A 20,502-nucleotide genomic window follows, 5' to 3' on the forward strand; every position below is an offset into this window, starting at 1 on the left:
AGCCGTGTTGACGCGTTAGCGAGCAGGCAGGAGACACGATCCGCATGAACGCACCGACCAAGGCCGCATCGCCGACGCAGGCGACCGGAACCCCTGGCGCGCTGCCGGCTTCCCTCGCACCCCGGGCGGAGGGGCCGCGGATCTACAACCTGTTCCCCCTCCTCGTGGGGCGCGTCGCGGACTGGACGCGGGAACTCCCGCGCATCGCCGATCTCGGCTTCGACTGGATCTACCTGAACCCGTTCCACCAGACCGGCGGCTCGAAGAGCCTCTACGCGGTGGCCGATATGGACCGCCTGGACGAGCGCCTGCGCGACCAGGACGGCACGCCCGACGACGAGCAGATCCGCCGCTTCTGCGCCGCCGCCCGCGCGGCAGGAATCGCGGTGATGACCGACCTCGTCATCAACCACACCGCCGACAATGCCCGCCTCGTGCAGGACCGCCCCGACCTATTCATGCGTGAGCCCGACGGCTCGATCATGCACCCCGCCGCCGTGGACCCGGACGACCCGTCGATCCGCACGGTCTGGGGCGACCTCGCCGAACTCGACTATCACAGCCCCGCCGCCCGGCAGGCGCTGACGGAGATCTTCACCGCCTACGTCGCGCGGATGCAGGATCTCGGCGTCGGCGGCTTCCGGTGCGATGCCGCCTACAAGGTGCCGCCCGAGGTGTGGCGCGTGCTGATCGCCGCCGCCAAGGAGAAGGACCCCGCCTGCCTTTTCGCCGCTGAGACGCTGGGCTGCACCTTCGAGGAGGCCCGCGCCACGGCGGGCGCCGGCTTCGACTACCTGTTCAACTCCTTCGCGTGGTGGGACCTCAAGGCCCCCTGGGCGCTCGATCAGTACGAGCGCCTGCGGGTGCTTGCCCCCTCCATCGCCTTCCCTGAGAACCACGACATGAAGCGCCTCGCCGCCGGGATCGGCGGAGGACAAGGGGCGGTCGCCGCGCATCTGCGCACCCGCTACGCGCTCGCGTCCTTCTTCTCGGCGGGCGTGCTGATGCCCATCGGCTACGAATGGGGCTATCGCCGGGCGCTCCATGTGGTCGAGACCCATCCGGGCGACCGCGAGCACGACACCGGCATCGACATCTCGGATGCGATCCGCGCCATCAACGCCCTCAAGGCCGAGTTGCCCGCCGCCAATGTCGAGGGCGCGCAGCAGCGCCTGTCCGCGCCGGATGCGGGCTTCGTCGCCCTCGCTCGCTACGACACCGGCCACCACGCCTCCGCCGGGCACGCGGTGCTGGTGCTTTACAATCCGACCGGGGCGCCGGTCACGGTCGAGGCCGGGCCCCTGATCGCCCGTACGGGCGGGATGCTCGGTCCCTTCGTGGACCGCACGCCCGAGGTCGAGCCCATCGCCTTCCACGCCGGAAGCCACGTGACGCTGGCGCCGGGTGAGTTGCGCATCCTCGCCGCCAGCCGCGCGAATGTCGCCCGCCAGCCCACGCAGGGCGAGCCGGCCGGCGAGGGCCGGGTCGTCATCGAGGCGGTGAGCCCCGAACTCGACGGGGGCCGCTCCGCCGTGAAGCGCATCGTCGGCGAGGATGTGCGCGTCGAGGCCGACATCTTCTCCGACGGGCACGAGATCATCGCCGCCGCGATCCTCTCGCGCGTCGTCGGGACGACGGAATGGCGCGAGGACCCGATGGTCTTCGTGGACAACGACCGCTGGGCGGGCCGCTTCCCCCTGGAGCGCAATGCCCGCTACGAGTTCACCATCGAGGCGTGGCGCGACCCCTTCGCCTCGTGGATGCGCGATACGATCAAGAAGCGCGATGCGGGCGTCGACGTGCGTCTGGAGACCATCGAGGGTGTCACCCTCGTGGGCACTGCCGCGTCGCTGGCCACCGGCCGGGACAAGGACCGCCTTGCCGCCCTGGTCGCGGCGCTCGGCGCCGAACAGAGCGGGTCGGCCGCCCAACTCGAAAAAATCCTGCAGCCGGATTCCGTCGCGCTGGTGCGGCCCCATGCCGAGCGGGTGAACCGCTCGCGCTATCCGGTGGCGCTTCCCGTCATCGCCGACCGTCTCGCGGCCCGGTACTCGGCTTGGTATGAGATCTTCCCGCGCTCGCAATCCATGGACGTGAACCGCCACGGCACGTTCAACGATGTGATCGCGCGCCTGCCGGAGATCCGAGAACTCGGCTTCGACGTCCTCTACTTCACGCCGATCCACCCGGTCGGGCGCACCAACCGCAAGGGCAAGAACAACACGCTCAAGGCCCTGCCCGGCGATGTCGGCTCGGTCTACGCGGTCGGCGCGGAGGAGGGCGGCCACGAGGCCGTCCACCCGGACCTCGGCACGCTGGAGGATTTCGAGCGGCTGGTGGCGGCCAGCCACGCCTACGGCATGGAGATCGCGCTCGATTTCGCGATCCAGTGCTCGCCCGACCATCCGTGGATCAAGAACCACCCGGAATGGTTCGAGTGGCGCCCGGACGGGACGCTGAAATTCGCCGAGAACCCGCCGAAGAAGTACGAGGACATCTCGAACGTCCACTTCTACGGCGGGGCCCTGCCCTCCCTCTGGATCGAACTGCGCGACATCCTGCTCGGCTGGTGCCAGAGGGGCGTGCGCATCTTCCGGGTCGACAACCCGCACACCAAGCCGATCCCGTTCTGGGAATGGGTGATCGGCGAGGTGAACGGCCAGTTCCCCGATGCGATCTTCCTCGCGGAGGCGTTCACCCGGCCGAAGATGATGAAGAAGCTCGCCAAGGCGGGCTACCAGCAGAGCTACACCTACTTCACGTGGCGCAACACCAAGGCGGAGCTGATCGAGTACAGCACCGAACTGGCCGGCGAGATGGGCGAGTATTACCGGCCGAACTTTTTCGCGAATACGCCGGATATCAACCCGTACTACCTGCAAACCAGCGGACGCGCCGGGTTCATCGTGCGGGCGACGCTCGCCGCCACGCTCTCCTCCGTCTACGGGATCTATAACGGTTTCGAACTGTGCGAGGCCGCGCCCTATCCCGGCAAGGAGGAATACCTGAACTCGGAGAAGTACGAGCTGAAGGCCTGGGACTACGACCGGCCGGGCAACATCCGCGAGCACATCGTGAAGCTCAACCATATCCGGCGGAACAACCCGGCGCTTTGGGACTTCCGCAACGTCACCTTCACGCCCGCCTGGAACGACAACATCATCGCCTATGCCAAGACCTCGCCGGAGGGTGACAATTGCGTGTTCGTGATGGTCAACCTCGATCCCAAGAACCGCCAGGAATGCAGCTACGAGGTGCCGCTCTGGCTGTTCGGCTTGCCCGATGACGGCGCGGTCGAGGTCGAGGACCTGTTGCAGGGTTACACGTTCTCGCTCCGGGGCAAGGGACACCGGATCGCGCTCGATCCGGCGGAACGCTCCTGCGTCATCTGGCGTCTCACTCCACCACGCCGGGTTGCGGGCTGAGGCTGCCCGTGGCACCTGCGGCTGTCCATGACGGCCGCCCGGCCGCCGGTCGCGTTCTCGACCGGCTCCTTCGACTTTCTCGATGAGGCAGCGACGCGATGATCGATCGCAGCGATCCGCAATGGTACCGGGACGCCATCATCTACCAGATCCACGTCAAGTCGTTCTTCGACTCGAATAATGACGGGATCGGCGACTTCGAGGGGCTGACCCAGCGCCTCGATTACGTCCGCGACCTCGGCGTCACGGCGATCTGGCTGATGCCGTTCTACCCCTCGCCGCTCCGCGACGACGGCTACGACATCGCCGATTACGAGGGCATCAATCCCTCCTACGGGACGATGGAGCAGTTCCGCGCCTTCGTGGAGGCGGCACACGAGCGGGGCCTGCGGGTCATCACCGAGCTCGTCATCAACCACACCTCGGACCAGCACCCCTGGTTCCAGGCCGCCCGCGAGGCGCCCCCCGGCTCGCCGGAGCGCGAGTTCTACGTCTGGTCGGACACCGATGAGCCGTACAAGGACACGCGCATCATCTTCCTCGACACCGAGGCGTCGAACTGGACCTGGGACCCGGTCGCCAAGCAGTATTTCTGGCACCGCTTCTACAGCCACCAGCCCGACCTGAACTTCGACAACCCGAAGGTGCTGGAAGCGGTCATCGCGACCATGCGCTACTGGCTCGACATGGGCGTCGACGGCCTGCGCCTCGACGCGATCCCCTATCTGATCGAGCGCGACGGCACGAATTGCGAGAACCTCAAGGAGACCCACGACGTCATCAAGGCGATCCGTGCGGCCCTCGATGAGAGCTATCCCGACCGGATGTTGCTGGCCGAGGCCAACCAGTGGCCGGAGGAGACCGCGCAGTATTTCGGCGATGGCGACGAATGCCACATGGCATTCCACTTCCCGCTGATGCCGCGCATGTACATGGCGATCGCCCGCGAGGACCGGCACCCGATCACCGACATCATGCGCCAGACCCCGGAGATCCCGGAGGGCTGCCAATGGGCGATCTTCCTGCGCAACCACGACGAGCTGACGCTGGAAATGGTCACGGCCGAGGAGCGTGACTACCTTTGGTCGTTCTACGCCGCCGAGCGCCGCGCCCGCATCAACCTCGGCATCCGCCGCCGCCTCGCGCCGCTGCTCGAAAACGACCGGCGCAAGATCGAATTGATGAAGTCCCTCGTCCTGTCGATGCCCGGCACGCCGGTGCTCTACTACGGCGACGAGATCGGCATGGGCGACAACATCTATCTCGGCGACCGCGACGGCGTGCGCACGCCGATGCAGTGGAGCCCGGACCGCAACGGCGGCTTCTCGCGCGCCAACCCGCAGAAGCTGTTCCTGCCCGCGATCCAGGACCCGATCTACGGTTTCGACGCGATCAACGTCGAGGCGCAGACGCAGGCCCAGACCAGCCTGCTCAACTGGACCCGGCGGATGATCGCCATCCGCAACAACAGCGTCGCCCTGGGGCGGGGTTCGATCCAGTTCCTGTACCCGTCGAATCGCAAGGTCCTGGCCTGGATCCGCGAGCACGAGAGCGAGCGCATCCTGTGCGTCGCGAACCTGTCGCGGGCGCCGCAGGCCGTGCAGCTCGACCTGTCCGAGTTCCGTACGGCAGTGCCGATCGAATTGACCGGCGGCACCGAGTTCCCGCCGATCGGCGACCTGCCCTATCTGCTGACCCTGCCGGCCTACGGCTTCTACTGGTTCTCCCTGTCTGCGGCTCAGTCGGGCGTGGTCGGCCCGCAGCAGGAGCCGCCGGAGCTGTTCACGATGGTCCTCACCGGGGGCATCGAGAGCCTGATGGCGGGGCGTGAGCGCGTCGCCTTCGAGCGCACCGTGGTGCCGCCCTTCTTGATGAGCCGTCGCTGGTTCGGCGCCAAGGGCTCGCGGATCAAAGGCGTGAAGGTGGTGGATTGCGCCGCCTTCGGCCCCCGCGAGGGCGGCGAGCCACGCTTCCTGCTGCCGCGTCTCGCGGTGACGCTCGCCAACGGCGAGACCCACCAGTACTTCGTGCCGGTGGGGGTCGATGAAGGCCGCGAGGATGCGGACCTGATGGAATTCGCCGTGGCGCGGGTGCGCCGGGGGCCGCGCACCGGCCTGCTCTTCGGAGCGGCGGGTTCCAACGACTTCACCGCCTGCCTCATCGAGGACATGCGTCAGCACCGGGAGATCCCGACCGAGGGTGGCAAGCTCGTCTTCGCCACCACCTCGGCCTTCGACCCGAGCGTCACGGTGGATGTGGCCGATATCCGCCGCCTCAAGGCCGAGCAGAGCAACACCTCGATCGCGGTGGGCTCGAAGCTGATGCTGAAGCTCCTGCGCCGCCTCCAGCCGGGCACCCACCCCGAGATCGAGGTCGGGCGCTTCCTCACCGAGACGGCGGGCTTTCCGCACACCCCCGCGCTGCTCGGCACGCTGGAGCATGTCGCGGAGGATGGCACCCGCACGGCGCTGGCGGTCCTGCAAAAATTCGTCCTCAATCAGGGCGATGCCTGGACCCTGATGCTGGAGGGCCTGCGCCGCGATTTCGAGACCGTGGTGCTCGCCCCCGAGAGCGAGGCCCTGAGCCCCGAGGAGGCGTTCCGCGACCACATGCGCTGGGCCGACCTGCTCGGCCAGCGCACGGCGCAGATGCATGTCGCCTTCGCCATGGAGACCGACGACCCGGCCTTCGCGGCGGAAGCCTTCGAGGAGGATGACCTCGCCATCCTGGTCAGGGACGCCCGCCATCAGGCGGACCGCGCCTTCCGGGGCCTGAAGGGCCTCGCCGAGCGTGGCCTCGACACGGGCAAGGATGCCTGCGCCGACCTTCTCGGCCGCCGGGCCGAGGTCGAGGCGCTGATCGAACGTCTCGCCGGGGGCACGCTCAAGGGCGCGCACAAGATCCGCATCCACGGCGATTACCATCTCGGGCAGGTGCTGGTCGCCGAGAGCGACCTCATCATTGTCGACTTCGAGGGCGAGCCCTCGCGGCCGGCGGACGAGCGCCGCGCCAAGTCGATGCCGCTGCGCGATGTCGCCGGGATGATGCGCTCCTTCGCCTACGGCGCCGAAACGGTGATCCGCGAGATTGCGAGCCGCTTCGCGGATTCGCAGGACCGGGCGCGGGCGGCGGCCTCGGCATGGCGTGGCATGATCGATGCGGCGTTCCTCGCCGGCTACCAGGGCGCCGTCGACGGTTCCCGCGCCGCCGTGACCGACACCGAGACCCGCGAGCGCCTGCTGAAGCTCTGCTTGCTGACCAAGGCGCTCTACGAGGTGGACTACGAGGCCAACAACCGCCCCGACTGGATCGAAATTCCCGCACGTGGGGTTCTGTCCATTCTGGATGAGGACGGAGAGCGTTCCGAATGACGGTAATCGACGAGACCTTCGCGCCCCGGGCCGAGGAGGGAGCTGCAGGCTCCGTCGCGGAGACCCAGCGCGCCGCGTCCCCGACGATTCCCACGGTCCATCAGGATGCGATCGCCGCGATCATGGGCGCGAGCCACGGCGATCCCTTCTCGGTGCTGGGGCCGCACAAGGTCGGCGCGAACACCTGGGAGGTGCGCGCCGTGCTGCCGGAGGCCCGGGCCGCGAACCTGATCCTCGATGAGCGGACGGTGCCCTTCGAAAAGCGCCACGCCGACGGCTTCTTCGTCGCCCGCGTCGAGGGCGAGGGACGGCCGCTCTACGAGATCGAGACCGAATTGTGGGACGGCTCGACGCGCCGCCGCTTCGACCCCTACGGCTTCGGCTCGTCCATCGAGCAATACGACGTGGCGGGCCTGCGCGAGGTCGGCACCAACCTCGTCTACCGCATCCTCGGTGCCCAGGCCGGTCGCCTCGACGGGATCGATGGGTTCCGCTTCGCCGTCTGGGCCCCGAACGCCAAGAAGGTCAGCGTCGTCGGCGACTTCAACGAATGGGACGGCCGCCGCCACCCGATGCGCCTGTGGCAGGATGGGGGAGTCTGGGAATTGTTCGTCCCCGGCCTCGAACCCGGCGGACGCTACAAGTTCGAGATCAGGGGGCCGGACGGCTCCCTCGTGCCGCTCAAGGCCGACCCGGTCGCCTTCGCGGCCGAGCATCCGCCCGCCACGGGCTCGATCCTGCACGGGCTCGGCTCGTTCGATTGGCGCGATGACGGCTGGATGGGCAGCCGCGGCGCCAAGGATCCGCGCCACGCCGCGATCTCGGTCTACGAGGTCCATCTCGGCTCGTGGATGCGGGTGCCGGAGGAGGGCAACCGCTACCTGACCTACAAGGAGCTGGGCGAGCGGCTGATCCCCTACGTCAAGGATATGGGCTTCACCCATATCGAGATGCTGCCGATCACCGAGTTCCCGTTCGACGGGTCATGGGGCTACCAGCCGGTCTCGCTGTTCGCCCCGACCAGCCGCTTCGGCACGCCCGACGAGTTTGCGGCCTTCGTCGATACCGCTCACGAGGCGGGCATCGGCGTGATGCTGGACTGGGTGCCGGGCCACTTCCCGCTGGACGCCCACGGGCTCGGCCAGTTCGACGGCACGCATCTCTACGAGCATGCCGACCCGCGTCAGGGCTTCCACCAGGATTGGGGCACCTACATCTACAATTTCGGGCGGACCGAGGTCGCGAGCTTCCTCACCGCCAACGCCCGGTTCTGGCTGGAGCATTACCACCTCGACGGTTTGCGCGTGGATGCCGTCGCGTCGATGCTCTACCTCGACTATTCGCGCCGGGCGGGCGAGTGGATCCCGAACCGCTACGGCGGGAACGAGAACCTCGACGCCATCGACTTCCTGCGCAAGACGAACGAGGCGACCTACAGCCACGCCCCGGGCACGATCACGGTGGCCGAGGAATCGACCTCGTGGCCCGGTGTCTCGCACCCGACCTATACGGGCGGCCTCGGCTTCGGCTTCAAATGGAACATGGGCTGGATGCACGACACCCTGCATTACATGCAGGAAGACCCGATCCATCGCCGGTACCATCACCACAACCTGACGTTCGGGCTGCTCTACGCCTTCTCCGAGAACTTCATCCTGCCTCTGTCCCACGACGAGGTCGTGCACGGGAAGGGCTCGTTGCTGGGGCGGATGCCGGGCGACCGCTGGCAGAAATTCGCGAACCTGCGCGCCTATTTCGGCTTCATGTGGGGGCATCCCGGCAAGAAGCTGCTGTTCATGGGCGGTGAGTTCGGCCAGGAGCGCGAGTGGAACCACGATGCCAGCCTCGACTGGCATCTGCTCGACGATCCCCTGCACCGGGGCGTCAAGGATGTGGTCCGCGACCTCAACCGGCTCTACGTCTCCTCGCCTGCCCTCCATAGCCGCGACGCCGAGGCGGCGGGCTTCCAGTGGCTCGTGGCCGACGATTCCGACAACAGCGTCATCGCCTGGGCACGCAAGGGCGCGGGCGGCGAGATCGCCGTCGTCGTGTCGAACTTCACGCCGATCCCGCGCGAGGGCTACCGCATCGGCGTGCCGGCGGGGGGCTTCTACCGGGAGGCGTTCAACTCCGACGCCGCGCAATACGGTGGCTCGAATGTCGGCAATGGCGGCGGTCGCGATGCGGAGGCTCAGGCGAGCCACGCTCAGCAGCATTCCCTCAGCCTGACCCTGCCGCCGCTCTCGACGGTGATCTTCCTGCGGGAGGGATGAGTGAATTCCCCCTCTTCCCGCCTGCGGGGAGAGGGGGACTTGCGTTTTATGCGACGAGCGCCGCGCTACACCGCGTTCCAGCGCAGGGCGACGTTGTTGCCGATCGCGCGGGCGTAGAGGTCCGCGTAGCTCTCGGCCGCCAGATCCCAGCCGAAGCGCGTGCCCATGGCCTTGCGGCGCATGGCATTCAACCGCTTCTTCTGGCCGAAGGCGTCGAGCGCCCGGCGCACCGCGCTCGTGAGGCCGGTGGGCGAGGGCTCCGCGAAGGAGAAGCCGGTCCCCCCATCCTCGACCGTGTCGGCGAGGCCGCCGGTCTGGCGGACGATCGGTAGCGAGCCGTACCGCTGGGCGTACATCTGCGCGAGGCCGCAGGGCTCGAAGCGCGAGGGCATCAGCAGGAAGTCGCTGCCCGCGAAGATCCGTCGTGCCTGCCCCTCGTCGAACCCGACATGGACGCCGACCGAATCCGGGTGCCGCTTGGCGAGGCCGCGGAGCGCCCCCTCGAACCGGCCTTCTCCCTGGCCGATCACCACGAGCTGGCCGCCCTCGGCGACGATGGTCTGGGCCGCCTCCAGGCTCAGATCGATGCCCTTCTGGTGCACCAGCCGCGAGACGATGGCGAAGAGCGGCCCGCGCGAGACCGCCATGCCGAAATCCTTGCGCACGCAATCGGCATTGGCGCGCTTACCCTTCCAGTCATCCGCCTCGAAGGTCAGGGCGAGATGGGGATCGCTGCTCGGATCCCAGGATTCATCGATGCCGTTGAGGATGCCTGCCAGCCGCCCCTGGCTCGCGCGCACGCGCAGCAACCCATCGAGGCCGCAGCCCATTTCGGGGGTCTGGATCTCGCGGGCGTAGGTCTCGCTCACCGTCGTGACCTGCGACGCGTAATAGAGGCCCGCCTTGAGGAAGGAGAGCTGCCCATAGAATTCGCAGCCATCCACCTGGAAGGCCGATTCCGGCACGCCGATGCGGTGCATCCCGTCGCGCGGGAAGAGGCCCTGATAGGCGAGGTTGTGCACGGTGAGCACGCTCGGAAGGCGCACACCGCGCCATGCGAGATAGGCCGGCGCCAGGGCCGCTTGCCAATCATGCAGATGCAGCAGATCCGCCGACCAGGCCGGATCGACGCCGAGCGCCAGATCCGCCGCCGCGAGGCTCAGGCGGGCGAAGCGCACGTCGTTGTCCGCGAAGTCACCCGACGAATCGCCGTAAGGGGTGCCGCTCCGCTCGTAGAGCTCGGGCGCGATCAGAACGTAGACGCGCAGGCCGTCCGCTGTCTCTGCAAGGCCGAGATCGCAGGCGGGAATGCCAGCGAGCCCTTCGAGCCGCGCCACCACCGGCATATCCGGGAAGGCCGCCCGCACCTGCGGGTAGCCGGGAATGAGGACGCGAACATCGTAATGGGCCCGCAGCGCCCGGGGGAGGGCGGCCGAGACCTCGCCGAGTCCGCCGGTCTTCACGAAATCCGCCATCTCGGGCGTGGCGTAGAGGATGCGCCGACCCATCGGGACTGAGGCCGAAAGCGGCCTGTAGGCACTCGATTCGGACTTCCGTGCAGTCAGTCCAGAACGGTGCACGTGAAGCATCTTGGAGGTCCCAGGCCGGGAGAGATGCCCCGGATGCGCAAAGACCGGGTCGAACGAACTTGCCGCGATCTCAACCACGCCTAACGCTCCCTTGTGCGCGACGGTTCCGCTGCGACGCACAAATGGGGCCATGTTTTTTGTTAAGTTTCGATTATCCGCTGCTGCACCGCGGCGAGTCTATTTTGATCGGTGCTCGTAAAATCTGTCTTCGGTAGCGATTTTCCGATCGCTAGGGTTTTGTGCAGGGCCGTCCAGAGGGGTGGGGTTGAACTCCAGGCTACTGTGCTTATCATGACACAGTGCCCGCCTGCCTGCTGCAAAATAAACGTAGCCGCAAGGCGTTGCCTCGACTTTGCCCGAGAGCGTCCACAGACTTGTCGTGGTCGGGGTCAGACTGCAGGGCCGTTCACTCGGCAGCAATCTGAGACAAATCATAATCATCCGGCTCTATTGGGGGATCGACTGTGCTTACCGAAGTTCAGACGCGCGCCGCTTCATCCGCCTCCCCGTCCGATAGCGGACAGGTGCATGCGAAAGCGGCCGTCGCCCCGGCGAGGGCACCGGCACAACGGCCGCTGACCGTGTCCGGCGATCCTGTCGTCGACCTGCGCGAGGCGATTCGCGGCAAGCTCGGGATCGTGCTCGGGATGACGCCGGAGACCGCCCGTCCGCGCGACTGGTTCGTGGCGACCGCGCTCGCCCTGCGTGACCGGATCGCGGAAACCGGCCTGTCGAAGGCGGCCCAGATCCCGCACAAGCGTGTCTATTACCTCTCCCTCGAGTTCCTGATCGGCCGACTGATGTCGGACGCGCTCAACAACCTCGGTCTCACCGAAACCGTGCGCGAGGCGCTCAACGAACTCGGCATCGACCTCGACGCCGTGCAGGAGGCCGAGCCCGACGCGGCCCTCGGCAATGGCGGCCTGGGCCGTCTCGCCGCCTGCTTCATGGAGAGCATGGCGAGCCTGTCGATCCCGGCCATCGGTTACGGCATCCGCTACGATCACGGCCTGTTCCGCCAGTCCTTCAAGGAGGGCTGGCAGCAGGAGGCACCGGAGACGTGGCTCGCCGAGGGTAACCCCTGGGAGTTCGCCCGCCGGGAAGCCACCTACAAGATCGGCTTCGGCGGCGGCGTGACCATGTCCGCTTCCGGCGACGGGATCGCCCGGCACTGGCACCCCGCCGAGACGGTGCTGGCTGTCGCCCACGACGTGCCGGTGGTCGGCTGGCGTGGAAAGCAGGTGAACCGCCTGCGTCTATGGAAGGCGGAGTCCGAGGCCCCGGTGGATCTCGCCCGCTTCAACGGCGGCGACCATGTCGGCGCCGTGTCCGAGCGGATGCGCGCCGAAGCGATCTCCCGCGTTCTCTACCCGAGCGACGCCTCGGCCGAGGGCCAGGAGCTGCGCCTGCGCCAGGAATACTTCTTCACGTCGGCCTCGCTGCAGGACCTCGTGGCCCGGCACCGGAACGAGCGCGGCGACCTGCGTTCGCTGCCCGACCACGCCGCGATCCAGCTCAACGACACGCACCCGGCCATCGCCGTGCCGGAGCTGATGCGCATCCTCACCGACGACCACGGCCTCTCCTGGGAGGATGCGTGGCACGTCACCACCAACACCCTGCACTACACGAACCACACCCTCCTGCCGGAGGCGCTGGAGACGTGGCCGGTGGAGCTGATGGAGCGGCTGCTGCCGCGCCACATGCAGATCATCTACCTGATCAACTGGATGCATCTCGAAGAGCAGGGCAAGTCGGGCAAGGGCGATGCCGCCCACCTCGCCTCGGTCTCGCTCATCGATGAATCCCATGGGCGCCGGGTGCGCATGGGCCATCTCGCCTTCCACGGCGCGCGCCGGGTGAACGGCGTGTCGGCCCTGCACACGGACCTGATGCGCTCGACCGTGTTCTCGGACCTGCACGCGCTCGATTCCGACAAGATCGTCAACAAGACCAACGGCATCACCTTCCGCCGCTGGCTGCACACGGCCAATCCCGGCCTCACCAAGCTCGCCGTCGAGGCGGTGGGCGAGGGTGTGCTCGACAATCCCGAACTGCTCACGGGCCTCGACACGTTCGCGCAGGATTCGGGATTCGTGGCGCGCTACCGGGCCGTGCGGCGCGAGCGTAAGGAGGCGCTGGCCGCCATCGTTGCGGACCGGACGGGGATCGACCTCGATCCGGACGCGCTCTTCGATGTGCAGGTGAAGCGTATCCACGAGTACAAGCGCCAACTGCTCAACGTCATCGAGACGGTGGCGCTGTATCAAGCGATCAAGGCCGAGCCGCACCGGAACTGGACGCCCCGCGTCAAGATCTTCGGCGGCAAGGCGGCGCCGAGCTACGTCCAGGCCAAGCTGATCATTAAGCTCGCCGCCGACGTGGCCCGTGCCGTGAACGATGATCCCGAGGTGGCGGGCCGCCTCAAGGTGGTGTTCCTGCCGAATTACTCGGTGAGCCTCGCCGAGGCGATCATTCCCGCGGCCGACCTCTCGGAGCAGATCTCGACGGCGGGCCTTGAGGCCTCAGGCACCGGCAACATGAAGTTCGCCCTGAACGGCGCGCTCACGGTGGGCACCCTCGACGGCGCCAATATCGAGATCCGCGATCACGTCGGCGCGGACAACATCTTCATCTTCGGCCTCGACGCGGCGGGCGTCATCGCCCGCAAGGCGGTGCCGGGCTATGCGCGGGCGGCGATCGAGGCATCTCCGCGCCTCGCGGCGGCCCTCGATATGATCGCGTCCGGCCGGTTCTCGCCGGAGGAGCCGGGCCGCTTCCGCCCGCTCACCGACGATCTTCGTCATCGCGACCCCTATCTGCTGACCGCTGATTTCGACGATTACTGGCGGACTCAGCGGGCCATCGACGCCGCGTGGCGCGACTCCACGACGTGGTGGGCCAAGGCGATCCATAACACCGCCCGGATGGCGTGGTTCTCCTCGGACCGCTCGATGCGGGAATACGCGGACGAGATCTGGCGCGTCCGCCTCGACTGACCGGCCATCGATGCGCCCGCTCCGGCGGGCGCGTTGTCGCGCCGTTCACCCGGATCGCGTAACGGGATGGGTATGAGCACCCTCTTTCGCCTCGCCTTCTGGGCAATCCTGGCGGTTCTGGTCTTCGTGACCCTGTCGCCCATCGGCCTGCGGCCGGAGATGGGCCCTGCCAACATGGAGCGGGCCGCCGCCTATGCCCTGTTCGGAATCGTGGCGGCACTGGCCTTCCCCCGCCACCGCCTCGCGATCCTGCTGATGGTCGTCGCCGTCGCCGGGCTCCTCGAACTCGGGCAGGGGTTGGCGGCGAGCCGCCACGGGCGCCTGAACGATTTCCTGGTCAAGGCCGGGAGCGGTGCGGCCGGCTGGCTCGCAGCCAGCGCCCTCGTCGTCGCCATGGCGCGGCCGAGGGCGGGCTGAGTCAGTCCTCGTCGGAGCCGATGTAGAGCCCCTCGGCGATGCCGTCCTCCAGCATCATCCGGGCGCGGGCGCGCAGCTTCTCGGTCTCGCTCTTGAGCTGGCCGCAGGCGGCGAGGATGTCGCGACCGCGCGGCGTGCGCACCGGCGAGGCATAGCCCGCGTTGAAGATGATCTCCGAGAACTGCTCGATCCGCTCCCAGTCGGAGCATTCGTAGCGGCTGCCCGGCCAGGGGTTGAACGGGATCAGGTTGATCTTGGCCGGGATGCCCTTGAGCAGCCGCACCAGTTCCCGCGCATCCCCATCGGAATCGTTGACCCCTTTCAGCATCACATACTCGAAGGTGATGCGCCGGGCGTTGTTCAGGCCCGGATAGGCGCGGCAGGCGTCGAGGAGGTCGCGGATCGGATACTTGCGATTCAGCGGCACCAGCTCGTTGCGCAGATCGTCGCGCACGGCATGAAGCGAGATGGCGAGCATCGCGTTCGCCTCCGCCCCGAGGCGGGGAATCTGCGGCACGACGCCGGAAGTCGAGACGGTGATCCGCCGCCGGGACAGGCCGAGGCCCTCCTGATCGGACATCACGCCGACCGCATCGACCACCGCGTCGAAATTGTAGAGGGGCTCGCCCATCCCCATGAACACGATGTTGGTGACGAGCCGCCCGACCTCGCCGCCATTGGCGTCGCGGCTCGGCATCTGGCCGGTCCAGTCCCCGAGTTCGTCGCGGGCGACCACGAGTTGCTGCACGATCTCGGCGGAGGAGAGGTTGCGCACGAGGCGCTGCGTGCCGGTATGGCAGAACGAGCAGGTGAGGGTGCAGCCGACTTGGCTCGACACGCAGAGCGTGCCGCGATCCGGGCCGGGAATGTAGACGCACTCGATCTCGGCGCCGCGATTGTGCTCGTGCGGGTTGGTCGGCGCCATGCGCAGGAGCCACTTGCGGGTCCCGTCGCGGGAAACTTGGCGGCTGACGACCTCCGGGCGCTCCAGGGTAAATTTCTGGGCCAGGTCGGCCTTCAGCGCCTTGCCGACATTCGTCATCTCGGAGAAGTCCTGCGCCCCGCGCAGGTTGACCCAGTGCCAGATCTGGCCGGAGCGCATCCGGCTCTCGCGCTCGGGCACACCGGCCCCGATGAGCTGGGCCTTCAGTTCCTCGCGGGTCAGGCCGACGAGGGAGAGCTTCCGGCCGGGCAGGGCCTCGGGCCGGAACTCGGGGGTCTTCTCGATTGCAGAGAGAGCAGCCACACGGCCGCTGTCGAGCGACGGCGTCGCCATGATGATGCGGATCCCTTCGGTTGAAGGGGTCTCATATAGTCGATCCCAACACAGGATGCGACCTTGCCAGTCGCATGGCAGGCTTTTCCATCCTCGCCCTCATCCTGAGGTGCCCGCCTTGGCGGGCCTCGAAGGAGCCTTCCAGAACGCAGAGCGGTGTCTGGAGCCCTCCTTCGAGGCGGCTTCGCCGCACCTCAGGATGAGGAGGGAGGGGGGGGAAGCCGGCCTTACGCGGCGGCGGTCTTCACCGGCACGCCCTTCTCGGCGAGGAAGGTCTGCAGCTCGCCCGACTGGAACATCTCGCGGGTGATGTCGCAGCCACCGACGAACTCGCCCTTCACGTAGATCTGGGGAATGGTCGGCCAGTTCGAGAAGGACTTGATGCCCTCGCGGATGCCCTGGTCAGCCAGGACGTTGACGCCCTTGAACGGCACGCCGAGGTAATTGAGGATCTGCACCACCTGGCCGGAGAAGCCGCATTGCGGCATCTGGGGCGTGCCCTTCATGAACACCACCACGTCCTGGGAGGCGATCTCGTTCTGGATGGTCGTGTTGACGTCGGTCATGGTGTTTCGCGTCCTCGTTCCTGACCCGTGATCTAGTGACGGTCGGGCGTGGATTTCAATGCTGCGGTCAATCCTGCGGGACGCCCGTCGTCAGTGCAAGAGCGTGGAGAACCCCGCCCATGCGGCCCTGAAGGGCGCCGTAGACCATCTGATGCTGGGCGACCCGGGTCTTGCCCTTGAAGGCGTGGCTCAGCACCGTGGCGGCGTAGTGGTCGCCGTCTCCGGCGAGGTCGCGGATCTCGACCTTCGCGTCGGGCAGGGCCTCGACGATCATGCGCTCGATCTCGCGGGCATCCATCGGCATGGGTTCGGCTCCGTTCAGGCAGCGGGGGCGGCGGGCTGGCTCGCCATGTAGGTCGGCATCCAGCCCTCGTGGGCCTCGCGCAGGTCGGCGATGGCGATGGTCTCGCCGCCCGGCAGGGTGAGGCGGTCGGAACCGGTGATGCCGACGACGGCCGCCGCGATGCCCTGGGCCGAAGCGGAATAGAGCAGGTCGGTCGCCGCCTCGGGCTCCACCGCGATGAGGTAGCGGGCCTGGTCCTCGCCGAACAGGTAGGCGTGGGCGGGCAGGTCCACCGGCACTTCCGGCAGGGCCGCACCGATGCCACCGGCCATGGCCATCTCGGCCAGCGCCACCGCGAGGCCGCCATCGGACAGGTCGTGGACCGTGTCCACAATACCCGAGGTGATGAGATTGCGCACGAAATCGCCGTTGCGGCGCTCCAGGCCGAGATCGACCGGGGGCGGGGCGCCTTCCTCGCGGCCCTCGACGACCGCGAGATAGGCCGACTGGCCGAGCCAGCCCTCGCCCGCACCGATCAGCACCAGGGCGTCGCCCTCGCGCTTGAGGGCGATGGTCGCGTGCCGGGTCACGTCATCGAGCACGCCGACGCCACCGATGGTCGGGGTGGGCAGGATGCCGACGCCGTTGGTCTCGTTGTAGAGCGAGACGTTGCCGGACACGACGGGGAAGTCGAGCGCCCGGCAGGCCTCGCCGATGCCCTGGAGGCAGCCGACGAGTTGGCCCATCACCTCGGGCTTCTCCGGGTTGCCGAAGTTCAGGTTGTCGGTGATCGCGAGCGGCTTGCCGCCGACCGCCGTGATGTTGCGCCATGCCTCGGCCACGGCCTGTTTGCCGCCCTCGACCGGGTCCGCCTCGCAATAGCGGGGAGTGACGTCGCAGGTGATCGCGAGGCCCTTCGGCCCATCCTCGACACGCACGATGGCCGCGTCGCCACCGGGCTTCTGCACGGTGTTGCCGAGGATGAAGTGGTCATACTGCTCGTAGACCCAGCGCTTGGAAGACAGGTCCGGCGAGGCGACGAGGCGCTTCAGCGCGTCGGCGAGGGACGCGGGCGCGCCCACGTCAGCGGCGGCGATGACCGGCTGGTGCGTGTTGGCGATATGCGGCCGGTCGTAGAGCGGCGCCTCGTCGCCGAGTTCCTTGATCGGCAGGTCGGCCACCGTCTCGCCGTGCCACTTGATGACGAAGCGCAGCGTATCGGTGGTTTTGCCGATCACCGCGAAGTCCAAGCCCCACTTCACGAAGATGGCCTCGGCCTCGGCTTCCATGCCGGGCTTGAGCACCATGAGCATCCGCTCCTGGCTCTCGGAGAGCATCATCTCGTAGGGGGTCATGCCCTCTTCGCGGGCGGGCACCTTCTCGATGTCGAGTTCGACGCCGAGGTCGCCCTTGGCGCCCATCTCGACCGCCGAACAGGTGAGCCCCGCCGCGCCCATGTCCTGGATGGCGATGACGGCACCGGACGCCATCAACTCGAGGCAGGCTTCCAGCAGCAGCTTCTCGGCGAAGGGATCGCCGACCTGCACGGTCGGACGCTTGGCCTCCGTGCCCTCGTCGAACTCGGCCGAGGCCATGGTGGCGCCGTGGATACCGTCGCGGCCGGTCTTGGAGCCGAGATAGACGATCGGGTTCCCGACGCCGGCGGCGGCCGCGTAGAAGATGCCGTCCTGCTTGGCGAGGCCGACCGCCATGGCATTGACGAGGATGTTGCCGTCATAGCGCCTGTGGAAGCCGACCTGCCCGCCGACGGTCGGCACGCCGAAGGAATTCCCGTAGCCGCCCACGCCCGCCACCACGCCGGAGACGAGGCCGCGGGTGCGGGGATGTTCGGGATCGCCGAAGCGGAGCGCGTTCAGCGCCGCGATGGGCCGCGCGCCCATGGTGAACACGTCGCGCAGGATGCCGCCGACGCCGGTCGCCGCGCCCTGGTAGGGCTCGATGAAGCTCGGATGGTTGTGGCTCTCCATCTTGAAGACGCAGGCCAGACCGTCGCCGATATCGATGACGCCCGCGTTCTCGCCCGGGCCCTGAATGACGTGCGGACCCGAGGTCGGCAGGCCGCGCAGGTGCTTGCGCGAGGATTTGTACGAGCAGTGCTCGTTCCACATCGCCGAGACGATGCCGAGCTCGGTCAGAGTCGGGTCGCGGCCGATGAGCGCCCGGAAGCGGTCGTACTCGTCCGGTTTGAGGCCGTGCTGGGCCACAAGCTCGGGCGTGATCGGGACATCGTTGCGGAACATGCGGCGGTCTCGACGAACAGGCCTACGGCGGCGGACCCGGACCGGGCGCTGTGTTGGCCGCGACGGATTAGTGCTTTCCTGACCTGCGATGCAACATCTGGGGTGACGATCGCCTGAATGGAACGGGGGATCAGGCAGCCGACGAGTGGTTCAGGAACTCCTTGATCGCCTCCGCGAAGCGGTCACCATAGGCCTCGCGCTTGCGCTCGCCCACACCATGGACACTGCGCATCGCCCAGAGATCCACGGGTTTCTGCCGGGCCATCTCGATCAGCGTGCGGTCCGGGAAGACCATGAAGGCGGCGATTCCCTCGGCCCGCGCGATCGTCGCGCGAAGACCACGCAGATGCTGGAACAGCGCCTCGTCCGACTCGGACAGGCCCATCTCCTCGGCCGCCCTCGGCGCCGTCCGCCGCCGCTCGCGCGATTCGGGGCGCGGCTCGGGGTCGGGCCTCAGGGTAATGGGCTCGCGTCCATAGAGGATCTCCGTGCCCTTCTCCGTGAGGCCGAGGCCGCCATAGCCATCGGCATTCTCGGCCACCGCCCCGGCGGCGAAGAGCTGACGCAGGATCGCCCGCCACGCCGCGACCGGCTTGTCGGAGCCGACCCCGAAGGTCTTGAGCCCGTCATGGCCGTTGCGGCGGATCTGGTCGCTCTCCTTGCCGTGGACGACGTCGCAGACATAGGCCGCGCCGAAGCGCTGGCCTGTGCGCACGATGGCCGAGAGCAGCTTCTGCGCGGGCACGGTGCCGTCCACGAGCTCGACCCCGTCGCGACACAGGTCGCAGCGGCCGCAGCGCCCGCTGGTCTCGCCGAAATAGGCGAGCAGCGACTGGCGGCGGCAGGAAGCGCCCTCGCAGAGGGAGATCATCGCCTCGAGCTTGCGCCGCTCGACCCGGCGGCGCTCGTCGGAAATCTCCTTCTCGTCGATCTGGCGGCGGCGCAAAGCCATGTCGTCGAGGCCGTAGAGGGTGAGAGTGTCGGCGGGCAGGCCGTCGCGCCCGGCGCGGCCGATCTCCTGGTAGTAGCCCTCGACATTGGTCGGCATGTCGGCGTGGATGACGAAGCGCACGTCCGGCTTGTTGATCCCCATGCCGAAGGCGACGGTAGCGGTCATCACCACCCCATCTTCCTGCAGGAAGCGGTCCTGGTTGCGGGCCCGCGTCCCTTGGTCGAGGCCGGCGTGATAGGGCAGGGCGTTGAACCCGTCCTTGCTCAGGGTCTCGGCCAGCTGCTCCGTGCGCTTGCGCGACGAGCAGTAGATGATCCCGCTCTCGGAGCGGCGGTGCTTCAGGAAGCGCTCGATCTGCCGGGCCGGGTTGTCCTTCGGCTGGAAGACGAGGCGGATGTTCGGCCGGTCGAAGGAATGGACGAAGATCTTCGGGTGCCGCCCCTCGGGAAACAGGCGCTCGGCGATCTCGGCGCGGGTCGCGGCGTCGGCGGTGGCGGTGAGCGCGACCGTCTGGACGTTGCCGAGCGCCTCTCGGGCGCGGGCGATCTCCCGGTATTCGGGACGGAAATCGTGCCCCCATTGCGAGACGCAATGGGCCTCGTCCACCGCGAGGCGGCGCACGCCGGAGCCGCGCAGGGCCTCCATGCAGCCGTCCATCAGCAGCCGCTCGGGCGAGACGAACAGGAGCCGCATCGTCCCGTTGCGGATTGCCCGCCACGCCTCGCGGGATTCCGCTTCCGGCACGGTGGAGTTCAAGGTCGCCGCCGCGATGCCGACGCTGCGCATCTGCTGAACCTGATCGTGCATCAGCGCGATGAGCGGCGAGACCACCACGGTCAGCCCGGCATCGACGAGCGCCGGCAGCTGGTAGGTCATCGACTTGCCGGAGCCGGTGGGCATCACGGCGAAGACGTCCTGTCCGTCGAGGACCGCGCCGATCACCTCGTCCTGGCCGGGCCGGAAATCCTCGTAGCCGAAGGTCTCCTTCAGCGCGGCACGGGCCTCGTCGAGGCGGGTCATCCGGTGTTCTCTCAATTTCTGGTGTGCTTGCGGCAAGGGCCGAGCAGGCTTACGTTTTTTCGCTCACCAC

11 protein-coding genes are annotated in these 20,502 nt (G+C 67.9%); 5 read left to right on the plus strand and 6 right to left on the minus strand.

Annotated features, from left to right (window positions below; translation table 11 throughout):
• Nucleotides 1-44: 44 nt before the first annotated feature.
• The 3 genes from J4O73_RS19360 to glgB all read left to right on the plus strand — a co-directional run bounded on the left by J4O73_RS19360 (nt 45) and on the right by glgB (nt 9,069).
• Complete coding sequence (locus tag J4O73_RS19360) at nt 45-3,425, plus strand: maltotransferase domain-containing protein (protein ID WP_426220003.1); 3,381 nt, start codon at nt 45-47, stop codon at nt 3,423-3,425.
• Nucleotides 3,426-3,523: 98 nt separating this feature from the next.
• Nucleotides 3,524-6,796 (plus strand): maltose alpha-D-glucosyltransferase, encoded by a 3,273-nt coding sequence (gene treS / locus J4O73_RS19365; RefSeq protein WP_426220005.1) that lies wholly within the window; start codon nt 3,524-3,526, stop codon nt 6,794-6,796.
• Entirely contained in the window at nt 6,793-9,069 is a 2,277-nt protein-coding gene (glgB, locus tag J4O73_RS19370; protein WP_426220007.1) for a 1,4-alpha-glucan branching protein GlgB, read from the plus strand. Before treS ends, glgB begins: the two co-directional genes overlap by 4 nt.
• A gap of 65 nt (nt 9,070-9,134) precedes the next feature.
• Here the strand turns inward: glgB and glgA are convergent, their stop codons facing one another.
• The gene (gene glgA / locus J4O73_RS19375; protein WP_426220009.1) at nt 9,135-10,658 is read right to left on the minus strand and encodes a glycogen synthase GlgA; all 1,524 of its coding nucleotides are present in this window, start codon (nt 10,656-10,658) and stop codon (nt 9,135-9,137) included.
• A 524-nt stretch (nt 10,659-11,182) separates the two neighbouring features.
• Between glgA and J4O73_RS19380 the strand changes: the two genes are divergently transcribed.
• Both J4O73_RS19380 and J4O73_RS19385 read left to right on the plus strand, forming a co-directional pair.
• Nucleotides 11,183-13,657 carry a glycogen/starch/alpha-glucan phosphorylase gene (locus J4O73_RS19380; RefSeq protein ID WP_426220011.1) on the plus strand — a complete coding sequence of 825 codons (2,475 nt, stop codon included), beginning with the start codon at nt 11,183-11,185 and terminating at the stop codon, nt 13,655-13,657.
• A gap of 72 nt (nt 13,658-13,729) precedes the next feature.
• Nucleotides 13,730-14,074: a hypothetical protein gene (locus J4O73_RS19385; RefSeq protein ID WP_426220013.1), complete on the plus strand. Its 345-nt coding sequence runs from the start codon at nt 13,730-13,732 to the stop codon at nt 14,072-14,074.
• Nucleotide 14,075: 1 nt separating this feature from the next.
• On the opposite strand, the gene rlmN is transcribed toward J4O73_RS19385, so the two are convergent.
• The 5 genes from rlmN to recQ all read right to left on the minus strand — a co-directional run bounded on the left by rlmN (nt 14,076) and on the right by recQ (nt 20,432).
• Entirely contained in the window at nt 14,076-15,350 is a 1,275-nt protein-coding gene (gene rlmN / locus J4O73_RS19390; RefSeq protein WP_426220015.1) for a 23S rRNA (adenine(2503)-C(2))-methyltransferase RlmN, read from the minus strand.
• 227 nt (nt 15,351-15,577) lie between these two features.
• Nucleotides 15,578-15,916: a Grx4 family monothiol glutaredoxin gene (gene grxD / locus J4O73_RS19395; RefSeq protein WP_378973214.1), complete on the minus strand. Its 339-nt coding sequence runs from the start codon at nt 15,914-15,916 to the stop codon at nt 15,578-15,580.
• A 67-nt stretch (nt 15,917-15,983) separates the two neighbouring features.
• Nucleotides 15,984-16,220 carry a BolA/IbaG family iron-sulfur metabolism protein gene (locus tag J4O73_RS19400; protein WP_238206256.1) on the minus strand — a complete coding sequence of 79 codons (237 nt, stop codon included), beginning with the start codon at nt 16,218-16,220 and terminating at the stop codon, nt 15,984-15,986.
• 14 nt (nt 16,221-16,234) lie between these two features.
• A complete protein-coding gene (purL, locus tag J4O73_RS19405; protein WP_426220018.1) occupies nt 16,235-18,460 on the minus strand; it encodes a phosphoribosylformylglycinamidine synthase subunit PurL in 2,226 nt (741 codons plus the stop codon).
• Between the two features lie 130 nt (nt 18,461-18,590).
• On the minus strand, nt 18,591-20,432 hold the full coding sequence (gene recQ, locus J4O73_RS19410; protein WP_426220020.1) for a DNA helicase RecQ: 1,842 nt from the start codon (nt 20,430-20,432) through the stop codon (nt 18,591-18,593).
• Nucleotides 20,433-20,502: the final 70 nt, after the last annotated feature.

It is taken from the genome of Methylobacterium sp. NFXW15 (assembly GCF_049887755.1).
In the GTDB taxonomy this organism is placed as follows: Bacteria; Pseudomonadota; Alphaproteobacteria; order Rhizobiales; family Beijerinckiaceae; genus Methylobacterium.